Source organism: Amycolatopsis sp. WAC 04197, assembly GCF_003947475.1.
In the GTDB taxonomy this organism is placed as follows: Bacteria; Actinomycetota; Actinomycetes; order Mycobacteriales; family Pseudonocardiaceae; genus Amycolatopsis; species Amycolatopsis japonica.
Genome location: NZ_QHJK01000004.1, coordinates 666,031 through 682,027, shown reverse-complemented (window position 1 = coordinate 682,027; position 15,997 = coordinate 666,031). Strand labels below are relative to the sequence as shown.

General features: G+C 65.6%; 16 protein-coding genes and 1 pseudogene. 6 read left to right on the top strand and 11 right to left on the bottom strand.

Annotated features, from left to right (window positions below; translation table 11 throughout):
* Positions 1 to 1,874: 1,874 nt before the first annotated feature.
* From DMC64_RS20145 to DMC64_RS43515, 4 genes and pseudogenes are all read left to right on the top strand, one after another.
* The gene (locus DMC64_RS20145) at positions 1,875 to 2,945 is read left to right on the top strand and encodes a 2-oxoacid:ferredoxin oxidoreductase subunit beta (protein ID WP_125734734.1); all 1,071 of its coding nucleotides are present in this window, start codon (positions 1,875 to 1,877) and stop codon (positions 2,943 to 2,945) included.
* 132 nt (positions 2,946 to 3,077) lie between these two features.
* A complete protein-coding gene (locus tag DMC64_RS20140) occupies positions 3,078 to 3,326 on the top strand; it encodes a hypothetical protein (RefSeq protein ID WP_125734733.1) in 249 nt (82 codons plus the stop codon).
* 223 nt (positions 3,327 to 3,549) lie between these two features.
* Positions 3,550 to 4,368: pseudogene (locus DMC64_RS43520) on the top strand (S8 family serine peptidase); the annotation flags it as partial.
* 209 nt (positions 4,369 to 4,577) lie between these two features.
* A complete protein-coding gene (locus DMC64_RS43515) occupies positions 4,578 to 4,664 on the top strand; it encodes a S8 family serine peptidase (RefSeq protein WP_255432663.1) in 87 nt (28 codons plus the stop codon).
* 71 nt (positions 4,665 to 4,735) lie between these two features.
* Here DMC64_RS43515 and DMC64_RS20130 read toward each other — a convergent pair whose 3' ends face one another.
* On the bottom strand, positions 4,736 to 5,737 hold the full coding sequence (locus DMC64_RS20130) for an alpha/beta fold hydrolase (protein ID WP_158634228.1): 1,002 nt from the start codon (positions 5,735 to 5,737) through the stop codon (positions 4,736 to 4,738).
* A gap of 167 nt (positions 5,738 to 5,904) precedes the next feature.
* Here DMC64_RS20130 and DMC64_RS20125 point away from each other — a divergent pair, with 167 nt between their 5' ends.
* Positions 5,905 to 6,933 carry a hypothetical protein gene (locus DMC64_RS20125; protein WP_125734730.1) on the top strand — a complete coding sequence of 343 codons (1,029 nt, stop codon included), beginning with the start codon at positions 5,905 to 5,907 and terminating at the stop codon, positions 6,931 to 6,933.
* A complete protein-coding gene (locus DMC64_RS20120; RefSeq protein ID WP_125734729.1) occupies positions 6,930 to 7,451 on the top strand; it encodes a hypothetical protein in 522 nt (173 codons plus the stop codon). The genes DMC64_RS20125 and DMC64_RS20120 overlap by 4 nt, the downstream gene beginning before the upstream one ends.
* A gap of 124 nt (positions 7,452 to 7,575) precedes the next feature.
* Here the strand turns inward: DMC64_RS20120 and DMC64_RS20115 are convergent, their stop codons facing one another.
* The 10 genes from DMC64_RS20115 to DMC64_RS20070 are packed head-to-tail and all read right to left on the bottom strand — an operon-like array spanning position 7,576 to position 15,996.
* Positions 7,576 to 7,857: a hypothetical protein gene (locus DMC64_RS20115; protein WP_125734728.1), complete on the bottom strand. Its 282-nt coding sequence runs from the start codon at positions 7,855 to 7,857 to the stop codon at positions 7,576 to 7,578.
* Between the two features lie 48 nt (positions 7,858 to 7,905).
* On the bottom strand, positions 7,906 to 10,545 hold the full coding sequence (locus DMC64_RS20110) for a LysM peptidoglycan-binding domain-containing protein (protein WP_233629730.1): 2,640 nt from the start codon (positions 10,543 to 10,545) through the stop codon (positions 7,906 to 7,908).
* Between the two features lie 53 nt (positions 10,546 to 10,598).
* Positions 10,599 to 10,994 (bottom strand): pilus assembly protein TadG-related protein, encoded by a 396-nt coding sequence (locus DMC64_RS20105; RefSeq protein ID WP_125734726.1) that lies wholly within the window; start codon positions 10,992 to 10,994, stop codon positions 10,599 to 10,601.
* Positions 10,991 to 11,413 carry a TadE/TadG family type IV pilus assembly protein gene (locus tag DMC64_RS20100; protein WP_125734725.1) on the bottom strand — a complete coding sequence of 141 codons (423 nt, stop codon included), beginning with the start codon at positions 11,411 to 11,413 and terminating at the stop codon, positions 10,991 to 10,993. The genes DMC64_RS20105 and DMC64_RS20100 overlap by 4 nt, the downstream gene beginning before the upstream one ends.
* Positions 11,410 to 11,802, bottom strand: a complete 393-nt coding sequence (locus tag DMC64_RS20095) for a hypothetical protein (RefSeq protein ID WP_125734724.1) — start codon at positions 11,800 to 11,802, stop codon at positions 11,410 to 11,412. The genes DMC64_RS20100 and DMC64_RS20095 overlap by 4 nt, the downstream gene beginning before the upstream one ends.
* The gene (locus tag DMC64_RS20090) at positions 11,799 to 12,002 is read right to left on the bottom strand and encodes a hypothetical protein (RefSeq protein ID WP_125734723.1); all 204 of its coding nucleotides are present in this window, start codon (positions 12,000 to 12,002) and stop codon (positions 11,799 to 11,801) included. The genes DMC64_RS20095 and DMC64_RS20090 overlap by 4 nt, the downstream gene beginning before the upstream one ends.
* Positions 12,003 to 12,014: 12 nt before the next feature.
* Positions 12,015 to 12,881 (bottom strand): type II secretion system F family protein, encoded by an 867-nt coding sequence (locus tag DMC64_RS20085; protein ID WP_125734722.1) that lies wholly within the window; start codon positions 12,879 to 12,881, stop codon positions 12,015 to 12,017.
* A complete protein-coding gene (locus tag DMC64_RS20080) occupies positions 12,878 to 13,744 on the bottom strand; it encodes a type II secretion system F family protein (protein WP_125734721.1) in 867 nt (288 codons plus the stop codon). The genes DMC64_RS20085 and DMC64_RS20080 overlap by 4 nt, the downstream gene beginning before the upstream one ends.
* Complete coding sequence (locus DMC64_RS20075; protein WP_125734720.1) at positions 13,737 to 15,119, bottom strand: CpaF family protein; 1,383 nt, start codon at positions 15,117 to 15,119, stop codon at positions 13,737 to 13,739. Before DMC64_RS20075 ends, DMC64_RS20080 begins: the two co-directional genes overlap by 8 nt.
* Positions 15,106 to 15,996, bottom strand: a complete 891-nt coding sequence (locus tag DMC64_RS20070) for a hypothetical protein (protein ID WP_199755024.1) — start codon at positions 15,994 to 15,996, stop codon at positions 15,106 to 15,108. Before DMC64_RS20070 ends, DMC64_RS20075 begins: the two co-directional genes overlap by 14 nt.
* Between the last annotated feature and the right edge of the window lies 1 nt (position 15,997).

Sequence of the window (15,997 nt, the reverse complement as noted above, 5' to 3'; positions counted from 1 at the left end):
CACGCTCCCACCGGCGTTCGTGCAGTGTCCGACGGTGCGCATGAACGGCTGGCCGTCACACGTGACATTGAAGCCAAGCGACCAGTCGGCCCCGCCATATTTCGCGACCGCGGTGCCCCGGTCTGCGGACGCCTTCGTCGCCGCGTCACAGACGGTGACGACGACTGGCTCGCGCTCGTGCCGATCCCCAGGAGGTCTGCGGGACTTTCCTGACCTTGGCCGGCTGGTTCTTCACGTCGATCACGGCCGAAAGTGAACGCTTGACCTTCTCGCCTTGGATGCGGCGAACAAGGTGAGCAGTCTTCGGTACCGCAATGTTCCTCCTCGGGTCCAGTGCACCTTCAAGCCACCTTCGCCGCACGGGTCTCCTCCGTCCACACCATCGGACGGGTCCCGTCGATTAGGAGGGAATCACTTCACGAACCAGGGCCCGCACGGGCATACGACTTCCTCGCATCGGGCGGGTGAGCGGTGTCCCGATCACAATCTGAGGGCGGTGTCCGTGGGTGCGGCAAAGCCGGCGGCGCAGCGGTCGTTGATGGCGATCTGACGTGCTCTGGTGGCGAAGATGCAGGCGCTAGAGTCGTCGAGGCTGACCACGGAGCCGGCGATCCGGGTCAGGCTCGGCCTGGGACGCGCTGCCATCCCGGTGGCGGAGTTCGCCGCGGCGGGGACGGGATCATGGGTGGCTGGGATTGTCGATCCAACTGGGGCAGATCGCGGTGGAGACGCGGAATGAGCTGGAAGGTAAGGCATTGATGGGGTTGTCCGTGGGTGGGGCGTTGGGGGCGCGTTCGCCGGGTTGTTCCACGTTCGGTGAGCGCTGGCCGGGAGCCGAGAACCTGCTGATCAACCACCCCGGGAACACGGACTCATGGGATAGACCCGTTGGTGACGGCTCGGCTCTGGCCCCACGACGTGAGTGGGACAGGTGAGATGAACCTCCCTGTTTGGAATGTTGGGGTGATTACCGGGCGGTAGTGGCGGCGCGGCGGGCGCAGTATCTCGGTTGCAGGGCCACTTGCCCGCACGGTGCGTGTGTTCGGAGGAGGTGCGGCTCTTGGGTGGCGGGGGTGTGCACATCCCACCGGAGGTGCGGAAGGCATTCATCACCCTCGAAAACGCGGGTTGAATCGCTGGGGCGAACGCAGAACCATCGCACGGCATCATGGCTCAGGCATGTACCGAGATCACTAGTCCCGCAGCGGCAGCCGACGAGACAGTCGAATCAGCTGAGGGACCGCCGAGCGGCAGATGTGGTTCCTGCGACCTCACCGAAACCGTGACACGCCGCATACCGCGACGGGGCGGATCTCCCCGCATCGCCGGCCCAACGACTACGGTCGGCGGCGGCGCGGTATCTGCCGCGGCCCTGCCAGTCAGGAGAGCGGTTGGCTCCGTCCCTCGCCTCGGCGTCCACGCCGATGGACGGAGGCACTTCAGGCCAAGTCGGGCTCCGACAACATCGAAGGTACGGGTGGCGCGTGGAGAGTCAGCCGTCCGTTCATCGATGATCGTTGCACTTTTGTCCAGAGTTTCGGGCCGCCACAGCCACCATGCCGCATCATCGCCTGACGGCCGCCACTGAGGCCGGGCCCACCCGCGCCGAGAATCGTTCGTCCTGGAAGAGCCGAGGAGCGGCACATGCGTGTTGCCATAAGTGATGAGGCGTCGCAAACCAGTATCCGCGGCATCCGCAAGGTGGCGACTCAGGTTGTGAACGGATCGCACCAAGACTCGCGCCGGGATGTCCCCGATCACAGCCTTGACGAACCGATCGCAATACCCTCATCCGTTAAGCGGCATTTTCTCGCATCGATCAATACCTGCGTCGTGAATGGCAGGCTATCCGAATTGGCGAACGAGGTGTCGTGATGACCGCGATCGACCTGGGGATCCCCACCCTCGGCGGCTTGGACCTTGTGCCGACCGAGACCGAACCGCAGAAGGCCAAGGACTACAAGTCGGACCAGGAGGTCCGCTGGTGCCCCGGCTGCGGTGACTACGTCGTGCTCAACGCCGTGCAGTCGTTCCTGCCGACGCTCGGCCTCAAACGCGAGAACATCGTGTTCATCTCGGGCATCGGGTGCTCGTCGCGATTCCCGTACTACCTGAACACCTACGGCATGCACTCGATCCACGGCCGGGCGCCGTCGATCGCGACCGGGCTCGCGACCGCGCGGCCGGATCTGTCGGTGTGGGTGGTCACCGGTGACGGCGACGCGCTGTCCATCGGCGGCAACCACCTGATCCACGCGTTGCGGCGCAACGTGAACATCAAGATCCTGCTGTTCAACAACCGGATCTACGGCCTCACCAAGGGCCAGTACTCGCCGACGTCCGGGCCGGGCATGGTCACGAAGTCCACCCCGATGGGCTCGGTCGACACCCCGTTCAACCCGCTTTCGCTGGCGATCGGCGCTGAGGCGTCGTTCGTGGGCCGCGCCCTCGACTCGGACCGCAAGGGCCTGACCGAGGTGCTGGAAGCCGCCGCGAAACACCGCGGGTCGGCGCTGGTGGAGATCTACCAGAACTGCCCGATCTTCAACGACGGCGCCTTCGACGTCCTCAAGGACAAGGACGAGGCCGCCACCCGGCTCATCCCGCTGAAGGCGGGCGAGCCGATCAAGTTCGGCCCGCAGGGCGAATACGGCGTCACGCGCGGCGGCTGGGCCGGGCTGGAGGTCGGGAAGGTCGCGAACATCGGCGAGGAGAACCTCGTCGTGCACGACCCCACGATCGAGGACACGGCGTACGCGTTCGCGCTTTCGCGGATCGGCGACCAGAACCTGAACCACGTACCGACCGGCATCCTGCGGCAGGTCGAGCGGCCCACCTACGACGACCAGGCACGCGCCCAGGTCGCGGAGGCGCAGGCCGCAAATCCCCCGGATCTTCGCAAACTCCTCGTTGGCTCGGAGACCTGGACGATGACAGGCCGATGACTCTGATCACTTGACTGCAAATCCGAGGATGTGCGAGGCGCAGCCTGACGCCAACTCTTTTGCCCCGAATACTTTATGTGCCCGAAGCGAGGTGCTTGAGGAGTTACTAAGAGGACACGAGAAGACTTCGACGTGCTTGCAGACTCCAAGCAGGAACTGCTGAACTGGCTACGTCACGTCATCGATTTTCTTCCTTCACCCGAGCATCTCGGATACCCGTGCACGGAAGCCTTGGTGACCACTGTCGGCCGCTGGTTCACCCCGGGGCAGCGCTTCCGCCCGGGCGTCGGCTTGGCCTGCAACGCAGGTGTTTCACCAATGCGACCCAGCCACACCCGGCAGGGCGCCGCTGCGGCGGTGAACCGAGGGAAACTGGTGTGAAACGCGAGCTGTCGGTTTTGGTGTGCCACGGCCCGAATGATCCGTGTTGGCTGTCTTAACAAGATAGTGGTGTGCATCCGTGGCCGCGCCTCGGCTGTGCCCGGCGCCGGTTTGCTTGCAGGGTAGGCGTTCGCGGGAAGTTCACGTAGTTCCACGTCCGCGCGCCGCTCTTACGGTGTTGCTGCGGAGCGATCCGCACTCCCTGCGAGCAAAGGAAAACCTCATGTCGTTGTGGACAACATCAGCGAGAGCGATCGGGTGCGCGGTCGCCGTGATGGGATCGCTGTGCGCGCTGTCGGTCCCGGCTTCGTCCAGCCCCAGCCCTGCGATCGTCAACGCGGACTCCCCCGACGCCGTCCCCGGCCGCTACATCGTGGTGCTCAAAGGGTCCGCGGCGGCGAGTTCCTCCGCGAGCGCGACGGCGATGACTCAGCGGTACGGCGGCCAGGTGCGCCACGTGTATGACGCCGTGGTCGGCGGCTATTCGGCCGCGATGTCCGCACAGCAGGCCGCTCGACTTGCCGCAGACCCGACGGTCCAAAGTGTCCGGCAGGTTCAGGAGATGGTGGCGCTCGACACTCAGCCGAACCCGGCCAACTGGGGTCTGGACCGGACCGATCAGCCTTCCCTGCCGCTCAACGGGTCCTACACTTACTCGTCCAACGGTGGACAAGGCGTGAACATCTACGTGATGGATTCCGGGATCGACGCCGCCCACACGGACTTCACCGGCCGTATCGGGGCCGGGTATGACTTCGTTGACGGCGACTCCACGCCGAACGACTGCCACGGTCACGGCACGCACGTCGCCGGTATCGCGGCGGGAAGCCGCTACGGCGTGGCGAAGAAGGCCACGATCGTGCCGTTGAGGGTGCTCAACTGCAGCGGTTCGGCCTATGACGACGACCCCATCGCCGCCGCCAATTGGGTCACTCGCAACGCGACCAAACCCGCGGTGCTGAACTACAGCATCGGCTGCCGGAGCCAGTGCCCGAGCAACCCGCCGTTGGAGAGCGCTGTCCGGTCGGTCATCGCCAGCGGGGTGCAGTGGGTGATGGCTGCCGGGAACTCCAACGACGACGCCTGCCGGTACAGCCCCGCAGCACGTCCGCGACGGGGTGACCGTTGGCAACAGCACCCGCACCGACGCTCGCCGCTCGGACAGCAACTACGGCACCTGCCTGGACATCTGGGGCCCTGGCACGGACATCGTGTCCGCGTCGCACACCAGCAACACCGGCAACGACCACCATGTCCGGTACCTCGATGGCCTCGCCGCACGTCGCCGGTGTGGCCGCACTGCACTTGGCGCACAGTCCTCCAGGATCAGTTCCGTAGCCATGAGAGCTAACACCGGACACCCAGACGACTCAGGAACGCCGCGCCCACGGCCGCCGTGGTCGCGGCCGTCAGGGGCTTCGCGTTCCGTGACGGTGTGCCTTGTCGACGAGGTCGGTGATCGCGCCCGCGACTTCGTGTGGGACGTCATGGTTCATGTGGTGGCCAGTGCCGTCCAGCACCACATGTCGTGCGCACGTGGACATGGCCAGAAACGATTGGTGAAGTTCGAACCATGTCGGATAGGCCGGTCCCCAGGCATGTCCGTCTCCGACGGTCAGCACCGTCGTAGGCAGGTCGCCCAGCCGTTGGGCCCAGTCCGGGGTGACGTACGGAGCGAGAGCGATCCCGACCATTTCGCCCACGACCGCACGGCGGCTCGCGGTCCGCAATGACCGGGCTACTACCGCCGGCGCCAACTGCTCCCCCACTTCGTCGACGGCTTCCCGCAGCAGCGCCCGCCACGCGGTCAAGTCGTGCCACGCGCGGTACCAGCCGAGCGAACGCATCTGCCGTCGTGCGGCCCGACGCCAAATCTCGCTCCGCGGAATCCTCGGATCGCGCTGGGCCAGCTGCCGTGCTTGCTGTTCGTGGGACGAGTCCACCAGTAACAAACCGACAACACGACCGGGATGACGAGCGGCGGTCACTCGCGCGGCGATCCCGCCGTAGGAATGGCCGACCAGCACGACCGAGGACAGTTCGAGCGCGTCCAGTAGTGCGGTCGCTTCATCGGCGAGCACGAGTGGTGTCCGCGGCAGTGGAGGTGCCGGGTCGCTCCAGCCGATCCCACCGCGGTCAACGGCGTAGGCGGTGATGCCGGCGGGCAGTGCGGCGAAGACATTCTGCCATTCGACGGCAGGCGTACCCAGAGCGGGCAGCACCACGACCGAAGGCCCGTTCCCGGTCCCGGCACGCTCGATGATGTGCAGTCGACGACCGCCGACATCGACGAGACGGCCGGGCGGAGAGAAGTGACGCTCGTCGCGGCGCTGCCCCACAAGCTGGTAAAGCCAGCCGACGGCTGCCATGAACGCTGCGGCCGCGACGAGCCCGACTACGGATCGCCTCATCGCACCCCATCTCTCGCGGTCGACATACTTGCCTGACGGTAACGCGTCCGCAGCCGTTCGAAACCCCGCTCTCGAGTGATGGCGCCGAGCGGTGATGCCGAGGGCGCTCATTAGCCGGGCGAAGTACTCCGTGAGGTTCGCGTTACGGAATGAGCTGTTGTGCCGACTTGACCGGTATGACGTCGGCACCTGCAGAGCACCCCTCCACCACTGGCAATCTGGCAGAAGGGTTTGAGCCCGATCGCGGCTACGCGGTCACGCTCGTGGTCCGCACTTCGAACGACCATCATCTTCAGCCACCACTCGAACTGCCCGATGGAATGTCCGCGGTGATCGACGGGCCTGAGGTCGTTCTCGATGTGCCGGTTCGCGCGGTCAACGCGAGCACGGCATTGGCTGAAGCACAGGCGAAGGTCACCGACCTGATGATGGTTCTCGCGACGACCTTCTGCGGCTACGAGTTCGTCGTCGACAACCGACAAAGCACCCGTCGCACGGACGCCGTCTACCAACCCGACGGTCCACCTCCCCCTTTCGACGTGGCCGAGGGAGGGATCTCGGAGGCCGGAGCCTCGTGGCTCGATCCCGACGGAACAGCCCGCCGCGCAGGCCGGGTTCTGACCTTCCGCGCCAATGGGTTCGTTACACACCCGCCAGCGCAGGACGTACGCCGCTTCGCCGGGCGCGAGTCATGGCCACCGCAGCTGCGCAGTGGATTGAGGCTCTTTCACGCCGCCCAAAACTCGCGAGATGAGATCGTGGAGTTCACCCTGACCGCCGCCGCGCTGGAGGTCCTCGCGAACATCGACGAGACTCTCGCGATCGCCACACTTCCAGATCGCGAGCAGGACCGACTCCGCCGGGCCCTCACTGCTCTTCTCGACGACTTCAACTTCACGACGGCCGAAAGAACGCGGCTTCACAGTCGCCTGCTGGACACACGTGCCCGCGGTAGCGCCCAGGCGATCCGCGATTATCTGAACAAGCACGAAGTAACCATTGCCCCAGGTGATCTTCGATGGTGGCAACGGAAGCGAGGAGGCTACCTGCATGACGGATCCTTCGACGACGACCCTCCCCGCCGCTATCGGCTGCGCCACGCCGTCGGGAAGTGTCTGGCCGCCGAGCTCGACACTTTCGTGACCGACCTGCCTGTCCCTCAGGCGACCGAGCACAATCCGGATGACTGCCGATGACCGATCGCCGCGTCATCTGGCTGTTCTGGCTCAGCGTGGTGCTGTTCCTCGGCTGGATGTCGTTCGGGCAGTTCGTGTCAGCCAAGGTCCCCGCCGTCGTCGCGAACATCGTCCTGTTGAGCGGAATGGGGTTGAACCTCGTCGTAGCAGGTGCCTATGTCTTGCTGAACCGCAGGCTACTCAAGGCGCAACGAACCGACACAGGGTTCCGTTCCCGGCTTGACGAAGTCCGCGAGCATGTCGCGCGTGCCCGTGAGCTGATGGCCGAACTCGAGGACGATGTCGCCACTCGAACAGCCGCGCTGGAGAAGCTGCTGGAGGACTCCAAGTACTACGAAAACCTGGCCACGGTGAACAAGACACAGGCGAAAGCGATCGAAGATATGGTCAGCCGCCAGTTCCGCCGGCAAGGCCGGATCACGACGGTTCAGTGGTGGCTGAGCATCGTGGCCGCGATCGTGTTCGGCTTCGTCGTCAACTGGGCGAGCACGCCAGTGTGGGCCTGGTTCACTCGGTAACCCAAGTAATCCAAGAACGGGCGACGGGGTCGCCCCTTTGACTGCGGGCGGCCAAAGCCGCCGAGAAATGCCAAGGCATGGCCCGCACGCCCCGCGGGCCATGCCTTGGCGACGTTTGGCTTGTTCAGCACCAGCCGACGTTCCACCGGTCGATCTGATACGACGTTGTACCACCCCAGAGCGATGCCCAGACCTGGAAGCCACCGAAGTCGTAAATGTCGTACAAACCCTGGCCTTTGTTGGAATATCGGAGAATCACTCCGTGGTACCAGAGCGGCGTATTGTCCTGGACGATGCACTGATACAGCTCGTCCTTCTGGGTGGATGCCGAAGCCTGGGCGCCACCGAGCCCGACGGCGGCCGAGCAGGCCAGGCCGATGACCAAGAGCCTCTTCGCGACAGACATGCTTCCTCCTAAGATTCCTCACCTTCGAGCGAAGGTGAGGAACCCTGCCTATCGCGGCGTATCCGAGTGAGTGCAAGGTGAATTGCTGGTGAGTCTGCCTTCACCGGGGCCGAGCAGGGTCTCCACGAGGGCAGCGGTTTCTTCGTCAAGCTCGGACTCGAGCGCCGAAGCAAGATCGGCCAGCTTGTCGGCGGTTTTTCTCACCGCGGCAAGGTTCCCTGCTCGGTACTCCACGCGAAGAAGGTCGCGATAGAGAAGTTCGCTGACCGGCTCGGCGACGAGGCCTCGCAGGATCGCTCGGCGTGCCGCCGGCAGGTCACCGGCCCCTTGGCAAATCTCGGCAAGTGCGTGGGCGGCATCGACGATTGCGTCGATTATTTCGCGCTGATGCCAGGAGCTCCAGGCATATCGGCCGGCCCCGACATTACTGAAGGGCATGCCGGTAACGAGGTCGAGTGCGGCTTCGAGCCGAGTCCGCTGGTCCGCGAGCGCCAGGCCCGAACCGAGGCCGGCGAGTTGTCGGAACCGATGCCAGTCGCTGTTCATCGAGTTCGAGAAACAGTAGCCGCCTCCCTTTGCCTCGATGTTCGGAAGGTAGAGGTCGCCGTTCTCGTCGTGTCCGAGCCAGGTGCGCAGACGGGAGATGTAACCCTGCCGGGTCGCAGGTGACCAGGGACGGGTATCCGTGCCGAGCTGCCGGGAGATTTCGTCCGCGGTCGCTCCAGGGTGGAGAAGCAGGAACGCGGCGAGTTCGGTCAGCCGATTGATCTTCTTGCCTTCAACCCTTGCCGGGTCGACGTTGTGCAACCCGACCGGTCCGAGCAACCTCAGCTCGGGCCCCTCGACCGACAGCGGCTCCAGCACGACGTCGAGTTCTTCGTGAACAGGCACCAGCTCGGCGTTGTCTTCGGCGGTGAGCGTTCCGACGAGTTCTTCCGCCTGCTCGGCAGTCAGGCGTTGAAGCTCGACTTCGATGCCAAGTTCGTCGATCACCGTCGACTTACCTGCAACATCCAACCTCCAGCCGTCCCTGGCCGTTGTACCCGCCACAGATACGACGGCTAGGCCATCCTGCTGTTCCTGGTCGAGGGGTTCCATGGACAGGACGACCCCAGTTGGTGCCGCGTCGTTCTCGAAGAGCTCGTCGACCGTCTCGAAGTGACGGAGGCGGGCTGGGTGATGCGCGGCCGTTGAGCGACCGAAGCCAACCAACGTCACGGACAGAGATCTGCTCCAGACCGACGTCGCCAGTTCCCACGCCAAGGCCAGCAGAACCGCTTCCGCGTCGTCGGTGGCACCGTCAAGGACGATCGTGCCGACCTCTTCGAGATTCACCATGACCAAGTCACGGCGAAGGTCGTGGCCCAACGTCACGAGAGCCGGGCAGGGAGGTCGCACTCCGTCCAGTTCATCGACGTCCTGCGCATCAACGAAGGGTTCGTTCTGACCGCCCGGCTGCAGAACCACCCCGCGAGCCCCAACAACAGCGGAACGCACGGCCGGCAGAGACTCCTCCGCCTCGCGGACGCGATGAGCGAGGGCGCGCAGCGACAGGTCCAGCGCCTCAGCGGTATGCGGATCCTCGGACTTCCGGACCGCGACCTCCAGATCTGTAGTCGGTGGTCGGCGAATCCTCTGCCCAGGACGGCGTCGTCGTTGAGTGAGCGTTCGGCGCCGCACGAGAGTCGCGAGGATCCCGGCTGCGAGGAGGCCTCCGAGTCCGGCAGTGACGAGGGGAATGACGCCGTCTCCGCTGTCGGCGGGTAGCTCGACAGTTGGTTGGGCCGGTACTTGCTTCGCAGCAGGCGCCCTCGGTTCTGGAGCAGGCGGATGCACTGGCGCCGGCTTGGGATCTGGCTCGGGCTCGCAGCTCGGTGCAGCTTGGGCGAAGGCCGATCCGGCAGAGGCTCCCCCGCCCTTGGCCGGTGTTGCCGCCATCGGCAACCGCAGGACATCGCCAGGGTGAAGGAGGTCCGGGTTGTCCAGAACCCGGCCTCCAGATTGCGGCCGGCCCCGGTTGAGCTCGAAGATCTCGCGGTATCGAGCAGACGAGCCAAGGTGCTTTCGCGCGATCCGCGTCAGCGTGTCGCCTTCGCCGACGACGACCTCGACGCATTGCGGCTTCGGAGGCAGTGTGAGGTGCCATCCCGGTTTGATCAGGTCCACGCTGCGAAGGACCTCGCCGTCTGCCTGGCGTCGCCCCTGGTTCAGGTCGAAGATCTCCTGGTAACGACGCTCGTCGCCGAGATGTTCGGCCGCGATGCTCATCAACGAGTCGCCAGGCGCGACCGTGTACCCGCCAACGGCTGGAGGCTCGGCCTCGTGCTCGGAGACCTGTGAAACAACGATGGAGGCCGACTCCAAATCGACAGGTTGCGAAGCCTCCGCCGCGGTTGCCCCGACCAGGAGCCCGAACAGGACACCGGCCACAAGTCGTTGAGCCCAGCGGAATCCAGGCAGTCGCGGAGCGGCGACCCCACGCACGAGCGCAATGCCTTCGAGGACGATGGCGACGACAAGTTGAAGCCAAGCGATCACACCGGCGGCGGCGATCACCAGAAGGAGAACGTGGCCGGTGTCCCGCTCGGTCAACCAGCCGAGGACTTCTTGGAGCGCCGGCACGTGATCGGGCAGAAATGCCGTCCGGAAAGTCCACAAGAGAAGCGGCGGACCGGCGAGTATCAACACCAAGCCGAGGATTCCGAAGAGGATTCGAACAGGCCTTCTCATCACCGAGCCTCCTACTTCTCGGAAAGCAGGTCGGCGACACCGTGGCCGTGTACGGTGAACTCCGATATCCCGATCACATCGAGAAAGATCGTGGTCTTGCTGATCGTGATGTCGACGACGATCCGGTTGCCCTGTACGGCAACGGTTCCAGTCACACCGGCCGTCGCCAGGTAGCGCTCGGCTTCGTCGATGGCGTGGTGGGGAGTCACTTCAGCCACCTGGCCGGCCGTCAGCGCCTGAAGGCGAAGCGCTTGCCCGGCAGCGCGCGCCGCCTCTTCGGCGACCGACGTCGCTTCCGAGTGAGCCAGGGCTTTGCGGCTACCGTCGACCGCCCACCCGATCGCGATGATCAGGGCAAGGCTCAGAGCCACCAGCCACACCGAAATGGAACCCCGTTCGCCCGTCATCGCCGTGCACCGTAACGATCGATCGGCGAGCGGAACTCGGAGACGGCGACCCGGGCCCCGGGGATCATGAGGTCGCCGAACGTGATCTCGCACCGCACGGTGGCGACGACGTAGCCGGTTTCGCCCAGCGGCTTGGCGAAGTCTCGAGCGTCCACCACGATGGCGAGACTGTCGCAGTTCAGGCCCTGCTGGGCGATGACGGCATGGGCCCGTGCCTCAGCCGCTGATGCTGCGGCCTCGCCGTCACGAGCGATGGAGGCGGCGCGCGCGGCTGAACGAGCCGCCTCGTCCACCGCGGACTCCGCGGTGATGACTCGCATCCCGACAATCGCGAGTCCGAAAAGGACAATCAGCGCCGATGTCCCTATCGCGACTTCGACGGTCGCGTCGCCGCGGTCTCCCCGAAGCCTGCGCTTCATGGTGTCAGCTGCTCGATCGGTCCGGAGGCACGTTGACTCACCGAAAACCGCGCGAAGGGCACGAGAGAGGCGGCATCGGCGGTTACGACAACGGTGACATTCGCGCCGTCGACGGTGGCTTCGGCGTTCACATTGGACAGCCAACTGCCGGTCACACGGTTCACATAGTCGCGCGCTTCCTGTTCGGCGGCAGCGACGTCGATCGGTGGCAGACGCGCGGCGTTGACGCCGTCGCGCGCCGCCTCCAGGGCCACGTTGCGACCTAAGAAGAGCATGACGACCTGCAGGACGACCCAGGTGACCAGAAGCAGGGCTCCCAGCCCGAGAATCGCCGACACATTTTCGTCACCGCGCTCGCCAGTCAACCGGGCTACGCGGCGCAGGTTCATTCCCCTCCGATCAGCGGGAGCTTGCCGTTCACGAAGGCCGTGACCGCGCCGGCAATCGCCGTGGCCAGGACGAGGCCGAGAACGGCGTAGATCGCTTTGGTGATGTTCTCGTCGCCTCGTTCGGGCTCACGTACGAACTGTGCACCGCGCTCTCGAAGTACGCAGCAGATCGTGAACACCACGAGCTGGAGCTTGAGCATGGAATTCTCCTTTCAACTGCCGATCATCGTGTAGATCCCGGGGAAGGCTAGAAAGACGATGAAGGCCAGGCCCATCACGGCAATGGGCATGTCCATGCGGTCCGAGCGAACCGACGCCCCGGCCTTCTGGTCCGCGAGCCCTTGCTGGGCGATCGAAGCAGCCTTGGAACGCAGGGTGTCCGCGATGCTCGCTCCGCTTTCACCCGCGCTCGTGATGATGTGGCCGAGGTCCCGGAGCTCTCGGACGTCGAGCTCGTCGGCGAGACGCTCAAGCCCTTCCCACGGCATCCGGCCGCCCAGCGAGGCCTCGTTCATGGCCAGCCGGAGGCGCTGGAAGGCCCAGCCGTCGCCCAAGGTCGCGGGGTAACGCATCGCCTCGACGGGGCCGCGGTCGCCCAGGCGCCCGAGGGCGACAAGGTGCGAGTACGCGACCAGAGCGCCTCGGAACGCGGCACGCGCCTTCTGCGCCTCAGAACGCAGTACGAGACGCGGAAGTGTCCAGCCAAGTACGGCTGCCCCCAACGACATCGCTGCCGTCAGGAAGACCGGTGTCCCGGCGCCGACGACGGCGAACGCCAAGCTGGTCAGCGGAACCGCGAGGATTCCGGCGAACGCGTAGCCGAGCCGGTTCAGCATGAAGGCTTCCCGCGTCTTGCCGACAAGGTCGAGGTCCGCGGTCGGTGTCCTCGCCCCGCATCGGTCGGCGAACCGCAGCATCGCCTGCAGGACCGGATACGTCGACGAGCTGACCGGGGCGGCCGGGCGATCGTCCAGGACGTCGCTCAGCCGCAGGCGTCCCGGCAAGTAGGCCGCTAGCACCAGCGTCGTACCGCCAGCGACCCCGAGCGCCAGCAGAATCAGCTGGCCGAGCGTGCTCATGGCCGCCGCCGAGTCTGTGAAGTGAGGAAACGAGCTCCGATCGGCGCGAGCCCCAACCGGCGCAGCCATGCCGCGGAGGCACCGACCAGCCCCAGGACGACGGCCAGAACGGCTTGGCCGACCGGAGTGGCGTAGACCGAGGCGTACATCGAGCTACCGAAGAGTGCCAACCCCAGGAACATCACCGCCCAGATGCCGAGCAGTATCCGCGCGGTCGACCGTCGCCGGGCCCGTTCGGCTTCCGCGGTCCGGCGAGCGATGATGTCCTCGGCGACCTGCCCGGCGAGGGCACGCAGCAAATGGGCGGCCCCGGCACCCTGGCGGTACGCGACGCAGAGACCCGCCACCGCGGTGTCGCCGACCTGGTCATCAAGGTCGTCGGCGAACTCGAGAAGCGCGTCCTGCACGTCCCAGGTCCGCAACCGGTGCGCCAAGGTCATCAGCTCACGGGCCAATACGGGAGGGGCTTCGCGCGTCGAACCTTGTACAGCGCTCACGAGCCCGGTGTTTCCCACCGCTACGACATCGCTGAGCCGCCGGAGCCAGGTCTCCAGCGCCTCGAGCCTCTCGATGCGTTCCTTGGCGACCGCCCCTGCCGAGAAGAGCCACGGCAAAAAGCCAACGAAGAGCGCGATGGCCAGTCCGGCGACCGGCCAGCCGGACACGAGCCACACCAGCACACCCGAGGACAACGCAAGCGGCCCACGCCAGCGCAATCCTCTATGGGAGAGCCGCGGCCGCCGGAGCATCATCGGCCGAAAGATGGGCTTACGTCGCTCGTCTACACCGATCGCTCCGGCGACGATGAGGATCAACCCGCCGACCAGGCCGACTCCGAGCACGACGAGAGCGACTTCAGGCATCACGACCACCACCTCTCGGCGGCATGATCCATTCCCCATCGCTACCGCAGGTGAGCCAGTTCCGATCGAACCCGGCCCGTTCGTAGTCCTCGATGTCGGTCGGCACATTCCCGGTCGGCACCGAACGGCGGGCACCACATCGATCAGGGGCCTTGGTCCGATCGAAGAGGTAGGTCCTCGCAGGACGTCCATACTCACCTGCCTCGACCGAGACGACCTGGGCGACGTAGCGATCGAGACTGCCGCCGTCGGCAAGAAGGTCAATGTGGACGATCAGGTCGATGGCGTGTGCCACGGTTTCGTGTGCCAATTCGGGAGTCCAGGCCGAATTCCCCTCAAGGCACAGGCGTGCCATCCGGTTCACGGCGTCACCGGCGTTTCGGGCGTGCAGGGTCGAGAGTGAGCCCGAGCCGCCCGTGGAAAGCGCGTCGAGCATCGGGATGATCTCGCGGCCGCGGACCTCGCCGACGATCGTGCGCGTGGTGTGCATGCGCAGTGATTGCCAAACCAACTGCGACAGCCCCGCGACGTTACCGCCGATCCCTTCGGCGGTGCGGGCACGTTCTTCGAAGGCGACGACCGCGGGGAACCGGTCACGATGCCGGTGGAGACCGAGTTCGAACTCCGTCTCGAGCGTCGCGAACCGTTCGTCCGGAGGGATCTCCCAGCAGAGAGCCCGCAGCAGCGTCGTCTTCCCCGCCCTCTGCCTGCCACACACGACAACGTTCTTCTCCGCGCGAACCGCTGCACGCAGCAGCGCGAGTTGCGCCGTCGAGATCATCCCCCGCTGTCGGAGATCCTCCAGGCCGGTCTTGGACAATCGGTGCCGCCGGATGGAGATGTGCGGACGGTCGGTGACCTCGACGGTGGCGGCGAGGCGCTCCCCGCCGGGCAGTTCCATGTTCAACAGCGGCGAAGTGCTGTTGATGGAGTGCTCCGTCCGGCCGTATCGGGCAGCCACACGCTGCAGCCAGCGCAGCAACGCTTCATCAGACGGAGCGATTCTCGGTGCACGCATCACCGTGCCGTCCGAATAGGACAGCCACACGGGTTCGTTGCCGATTATGTCGATATTCTCGATGCCCTCGTCCGCAAGTAGCGGCTCCAGCCGTCCCAACCCGAACATTTCGGCCATCACGGACCGCTTGACGAACCACTCCTTGCCAGGATCGAGAAACGGCTTCCCGCGGCCCGCCCGTTCTTTGATCGCGACGGAGAGGACCTCATCGATCAACCGGCCCGCGAGCGCACGCTCGAAGCCTTCAGGTTCCGCCCCGTCGCTGTGCCGAGACATCTCGTCTTCGACCTGTCGTGCGAGTTCCTGCTGGACCCGGTCAACGAGTTCGTCCACATCAGACTGATCATCCACCAGCATGCTGTTCTCCCTCTCGGACTGGCCGCGGCATGGGCAACGCTTGTGGCCTTCTTACGACTTCACGCTGCGAGCTCAGGCCGCTGGCGGGAACATGACGCACAGGTTCTCGAAGCCTTCTTGAACGGGCGAAGGCTCGTTTGCCGATCTCGAGCCCGAGCTGCCGGGCGCGCTCAAGCAACGGCGAACGCTCGAAACGTTTTCCTGGATTGAACGTGTCGGTGAGTTGCGCGGCTGCCGACGGGTCCCACGGCAGCTCTCCGACGACCGGCAGGCCAAGTTTGCCGAGTTGCCTGTCGATCTCCTTGACCCCAAAGCGTTGTGCCCCGGCAGAAACCTGCGAGACGACCACGAGGCCGTCGTCCGCCGAACCAAGCAAGCCGATCTCCTCGCGAACCACGTCCGCCGAAGACGCCAGCGCTCGGAGCGAATGCCGGTCGTTCCGGACGACAAGGACGACGAGGTCGGCGCTTCCCAAGACGGCATGAGGCGTACCCCGGGCTCGGAGCCGCCCACAGTCGGCCAGGACATCGACGGATTCCCAGCCGCGAACGGCTTCCACCAAGCGTTGCCACTGCAGGCTTTCCGCGGTCCGGGTCGTTCGTGAGCCGGGCAGGAGGAAGTGACGGCCGGTGCCGTCAGGCAAGGTGATCGCCTGCTGCCATAACGCTCGCGGCAGGGGCATCGTCCGCGCGGCCAGCATCGCCTCGAACATCCCTCGATGCCCGAGCGAGCCACCGGGGTCGAACACCGCGAGAGCCTGTCCGCCGGACGGATCGCACTCGACGGCGATCGCGTGCCTTGGCCAGGTCCACGTCAAGGCCAACGTCGCAGCCGAAGCTCCGGGGCTTCCGGTCAGGGAGGTGATCGTGATCAGCATG